This is a genomic window from Moorena sp. SIO3I6 (assembly GCF_010672095.1).
The window spans coordinates 1-4,622 of sequence record NZ_JAAHHU010000344.1 but is presented as its reverse complement, the minus strand read 5'-3'; the positions used below and the strand labels follow the sequence as shown (position 1 = coordinate 4,622).

Genomic DNA, 4,622 nt, shown 5'->3' with positions numbered 1-4,622 from the left:
AGCATCTAATTCTAGACACTTCTGTTGAAAAAACTCCCATGCCAGCGGTAGTAACAGTTTTTTGTAACCACACCCAACACTAGCAGGATCAAGTCTTAAAATTTCCCAATATCTCGATAGAGGCACCATCCTTACACTTTTGCTTAGCTGTGCCATATTGTCTCATACAAATTATTAGGTTTGCAGTACCCAAACGGGTAATTTTTTGTAAAAGATGATATGCTATAATTCAGCTTTTTTTGATCGCAAGATAAATGCAAAGTTGAGTCAAGTTCCATTAATCACTTCTTAAATAGTTCCTGGATTTTTGAGTCAGGGTAATCTGTAATGCCTAATCATCAACTACTAATTACCCATTACCTTTTACCCAATTACCAATTCCCTTCTAAGGGATATATTAATTAGTTAACCAAATTGGAGATTGATTTGATATTACTTCTTTATCCAGGATTCAATGACCGATAAATTACCCCCAATTTACTTCTACATTCCTCAGGGTTTCTGGCCGGACACCATGCCCAAAAGTGCCGATGAGAACTGGAAAGGCTTTGGTATTGGTATCTATGCCTGGACCTTACAAACCTATCTGCGCCTGAAAGCCGATGGTTTCCCTTGCGAACTAGTAGCAGAATTGCCCAGAGAAGGGATTGTCCTGATCCACCGCAATTGTTTACGAGCTCACAATGACCAGCTCAAGCCAGGACCAAAGTTATTGCTGATTTGTATTAAAGCTGAACAAAGACCCTATCCCTATGCTCAAGTCCATGTGGTACAAAATCCTCTGGAAACAATGCATCTGCGCAATAGTTACTATTTACCCCACTGGACTCAGCCAGGGTTAATTCAGCGCCATCCAGCACGATGCGATCGCTTTAAAACCATCGCCTTCTTTGGTCAGGAAAATAATCTAGCGATAGAGTTAAAGCATCCCTCCTGGCAACAACAACTCCAGGCACTGGGGTTATCTTGGCAACCAGTAATCAATCGCAATCATTGGCATGACTATAGCAACCTAGACAATCGCTGGCATGACTACAGTCAGATTGATGCTATTGTGGCTGTGCGTAGCTTTGAGTGTCACACAGGCTGCTTCCACCGCAATTACCTGACCAAACCAGCTACCAAACTCTACAATGCTTGGCTAGCAGGGGTTCCTGCTATTCTCGGATGTGAAGCTGCTTATCAAGTAGAACGCTATAGCCCACTAGACTATCTGGAAGTGGCTACCCCTAGCGCGTTAATTTCAGCCCTTAAGCGGTTGAAAGAAGAGCCACATTTACGTAGCGCTATGGTTAAAAATGGTAGAATTCGTGCCAAAGCGATCACCCCTTCAAGTACTACGAAGAAGTGGCGTTATTTCTTAGAAACTATTGCATTACCTGCCTATGATAATTGGTGCAATCAATCTCATTGGTCTCAACAGATTACCTTGGGACAGGGTTATATTGGCTTTCAGGGAAATCGAGTTAAAGATAAACTAACAAGAGTTTTATTAGCTAGCAATAATTCCATATAAAAGTCGATGGTAAATGGATTTTGGTAAATGGGTTTGGTATCCTTATGATATAGAAGTTATCAATTCGTTGATGTACTTACACCTGATCTATTTGATAAATCTTACAGGATTTTTCATAACTATGAGGTACACAGTTTTTTTTTCCCTCTTACCTCTTCGCTTTTGTGACTTCCCTGCTCCCTGCTCCCTGCTCCCTAAAACCTAGTACGAAAGTACCTCACCCAATTGAAAACCGCTATACTAACCCAATAGTACTTATTAACCATTCATAACTATGGTTCAAGCAGTATCAAAACTATTAACGTTTGACGAATTCTTAGAACAGTACCCAGAGGATGGAGGAAACTATGAACTTCGCCAGGGTAGAATTTTAGCTATGCGTCCCACCGGTTTACACGAACAAGTAGCAGCTCTCATTGCCAGAAAAATTGATGTCGAAATAGAGAGACTTTCACTACCTTACTTTATTCCTCGAACTTGTCTTGTCAAACCCTATCAACAGGGGGAAGGTTATTTACCAGATATCATTGTCTTGGATAAACAAACTGTCGTGGAAGACCCATACTGGAAAAAAAAGTCAAGTATTTCAATCGGTAAATCAGCTAAGTTAATCGTGGAAGTCGTTAGTACCAACTGGCAAGATGACTATCTAACCAAACTAGCTGAATACGAAAAATTTGGTATTCCAGAATACTGGATTGTTGACTATAAAGCCCTGGGAGGAACCCGATACATTGGGTCTCCTAAAATTCCTACAGTTTGGATATACGAGTTAGCTGAGGATGAATATAAAGAAGGCAAAACCTTTACGGGATGTGATTCTATTGAATCACCAAGTTTCCCAGAACTCAAACTAACTGTTGACCAACTGGTTAAGGCCGGAACATAAACCTTTGGTGGCTCTAGCGAAGTAAAATGCGACATATTAGGGGATAACAGTAATGAAACTCTTCTACTACCAATACTCATCCAAACGATTCCCCGGTGGTCTCAATAACTTCGGCGATGACCTAAACCCTTGGCTCTGGCAACAGTTAATCCCTAACTTACTAGATGACGATGAAAGCACCGCCTTTGTTGGAATCGGTACCCTCCTAAATAATTTACTACCCAAGCGTTTACCCAATGCTCGCCGAATCATAATTTTTAGTAGCGGAGTCGGTTATGAAAAGTTACCAAAACTCCAAGATTCCTGGACAATTGACTGTGTAAGAGGACCCCTTTCCGCCAAAGCCTTAGACATTTCCCCTCAATTAGCCGTTACCGATGGAGCAGTGCTAGTCAGACGACTCTTCCATCCAACCAGTCAAAAAATCCATCAATTTGCCGTTATGCCCCATGCTAAATCTGCCAGATATGGCGGTCAAGCCTGGCATCAAATCTGTGAACAAATCGGCTTTAAGTATATTGACCCTCGTTTGCCTGTCGAGCAAGTATTATCTGCCATCAGCCAAACCAAAATCTTACTAACAGAAGCCATGCATGGAGCAATTGTAGCCGATGCGCTACGAATTCCCTGGATTCCCATCTGCACTAATCCAACTATCTTGGCATTTAAATGGCAGGATTGGTGCTTATCCGTTGGTTTGAAATACCAACCCCAATATATCATTCCTCTGTGGGATTTATATCCTAGAACAGCACGGGGAATTCGTTCCTCAATCCGTTATGCTCACTTTTGCTTTAATTGGCTCAAACAAGATCAGTTGCGTTCAGTCAAGACACTTTGGGGTGAAAAACAACAATTAATCGCCACTCAACTATTCAGAATCGCTCAAACTACCTCTCCCTACTTAAGTAATGACCATCGGATCGAGCAACTTACCACTGAATTGGAAGAAAGGTTAGATAAATTGAAATCAAGGATGAATTATCAAAGATGAATTATCAATTTTGGGGTTGCTGAACTAAGGAATGGAATAGTATAATGGAATAATATAAAGTAACCTTGTATCAGTTATAAATTCCCGATTCCCGATTCCCGATTCCCGATTCCCGATTCCCAATTCCCGATTCCCAATTCCCGATTCCCGATTCCCCATTATTACCGATTTTCCACACTCCGATAACGGAGCCATTCAGCTATAAAAGCAACTGCACCTGATACCAGGATTAGCAAAACACTAAGGGCATTTATATCTGGTTTAACACCAGTGCGGATGCGGCTAAAGATTTCCATAGGTAAGGTAGTTGCACCAGTCCCAGCTGTAAAACTAGAAATCAGAAAATCATCCATACTTAGGACAAAAGACAATAAACAACCGGCAATAATCCCTGGCATCAATTCCGGTAGTAATATTTTTATAAAAGCTTGTAAGGGGGTTGCTCCTAAATCAAGGGCTGCTTCTTCTAGGTGAGGGTCAAGCTGGGTGATACGGGAGGAAACAACAATGGCAATATAGGCCAAACAGAAAACTATATGAGCTGCTATGATAGTCCACAGACTAAGAGGAATAGCCATAACTGCCAAAAAGATGAGAGTTGCCACTGCGATCGCAATGTCTGGGATAATCAGGGGTAAGTAGGAGATACCTCGATACAAGCGTTTCCCTGGAAACTGGTAACGGGCTAAACCGACTGCCATCATGGTACCCAATACCGCAGAAATCCCTACTGCCACTAGCGCTACCGTGAGACTATTGAATAGTGCGGTCCTTACACTCTCGTCCTCCCATAGTTTCAGGTACCACTTAAACGTGAATCCCTGCCACTGGGCGCTGTATTTAGAGTCATTGAAGCTATAAAACGTCAGTACCAGCAGGGGTAGGTACATATAAAAGAACATCAGCAGGGAGAAAATACCTTGCCAAGAAACCCGGAGTTTTGGTTGAGAGTTTACCATGTCTAGGGGAAGCTCCTCCTGCTGATGGTAGAGTTGCTCATTAGTCATTTGTTAATTGTTAATTTTAATGATTAATAGTTAATGGTTAATTAATATCAAGTTTCTAGTTTAAATTTTTCATTTTTATAAATGCAACCCTATTTCCCTACTCCCTACTCCCTACTCCCTACTCCCTACTCCCTACTCCCTACTCCCTACTCCCTACTCCCTACTCCCTACTCCCTACTCCCTACTCCCTACTCCCTACTCCCTACTCCCAACTCC

General features: G+C 41.8%; 5 protein-coding genes. 3 read left to right on the top strand and 2 right to left on the bottom strand.

Annotation, left to right across the window (positions count from 1 at the left end; genetic code table 11):
- Positions 1 to 454: 454 nt before the first annotated feature.
- From F6K49_RS35690 to F6K49_RS35680, 3 genes are all read left to right on the top strand, one after another.
- The gene (locus tag F6K49_RS35690; RefSeq protein ID WP_293104392.1) at positions 455 to 1,516 is read left to right on the top strand and encodes a hypothetical protein; all 1,062 of its coding nucleotides are present in this window, start codon (positions 455 to 457) and stop codon (positions 1,514 to 1,516) included.
- 274 nt (positions 1,517 to 1,790) lie between these two features.
- Complete coding sequence (locus F6K49_RS35685) at positions 1,791 to 2,405, top strand: Uma2 family endonuclease (protein WP_293104388.1); 615 nt, start codon at positions 1,791 to 1,793, stop codon at positions 2,403 to 2,405.
- Positions 2,406 to 2,457: 52 nt separating this feature from the next.
- The gene (locus F6K49_RS35680; protein ID WP_293104383.1) at positions 2,458 to 3,399 is read left to right on the top strand and encodes a polysaccharide pyruvyl transferase family protein; all 942 of its coding nucleotides are present in this window, start codon (positions 2,458 to 2,460) and stop codon (positions 3,397 to 3,399) included.
- 24 nt (positions 3,400 to 3,423) lie between these two features.
- Here F6K49_RS35680 and F6K49_RS35675 read toward each other — a convergent pair whose 3' ends face one another.
- Positions 3,424 to 3,558 (bottom strand): hypothetical protein, encoded by a 135-nt coding sequence (locus F6K49_RS35675; RefSeq protein ID WP_293104380.1) that lies wholly within the window; start codon positions 3,556 to 3,558, stop codon positions 3,424 to 3,426.
- Positions 3,559 to 3,560: 2 nt separating this feature from the next.
- Positions 3,561 to 4,406: an ABC transporter permease gene (locus tag F6K49_RS35670; protein ID WP_293047007.1), complete on the bottom strand. Its 846-nt coding sequence runs from the start codon at positions 4,404 to 4,406 to the stop codon at positions 3,561 to 3,563.
- Positions 4,407 to 4,622 lie beyond the last annotated feature (216 nt).

Bases quoted from the DNA above. Each gene is read 5' to 3' on its own strand.
- F6K49_RS35690 (WP_293104392.1), top strand. From the start codon at position 455: ATGACCGATAAATTACCCCCAATTTACTTCTACATTCCTCAGGGTTTC.
- F6K49_RS35685 (WP_293104388.1), top strand. From the start codon at position 1,791: ATGGTTCAAGCAGTATCAAAACTATTAACGTTTGACGAATTCTTAGAA.
- F6K49_RS35680 (WP_293104383.1), top strand. From the start codon at position 2,458: ATGAAACTCTTCTACTACCAATACTCATCCAAACGATTCCCCGGTGGT.
- F6K49_RS35675 (WP_293104380.1), bottom strand. From the start codon at position 3,558: ATGGGGAATCGGGAATCGGGAATTGGGAATCGGGAATTGGGAATCGGG.
- F6K49_RS35670 (WP_293047007.1), bottom strand. From the start codon at position 4,406: ATGACTAATGAGCAACTCTACCATCAGCAGGAGGAGCTTCCCCTAGAC.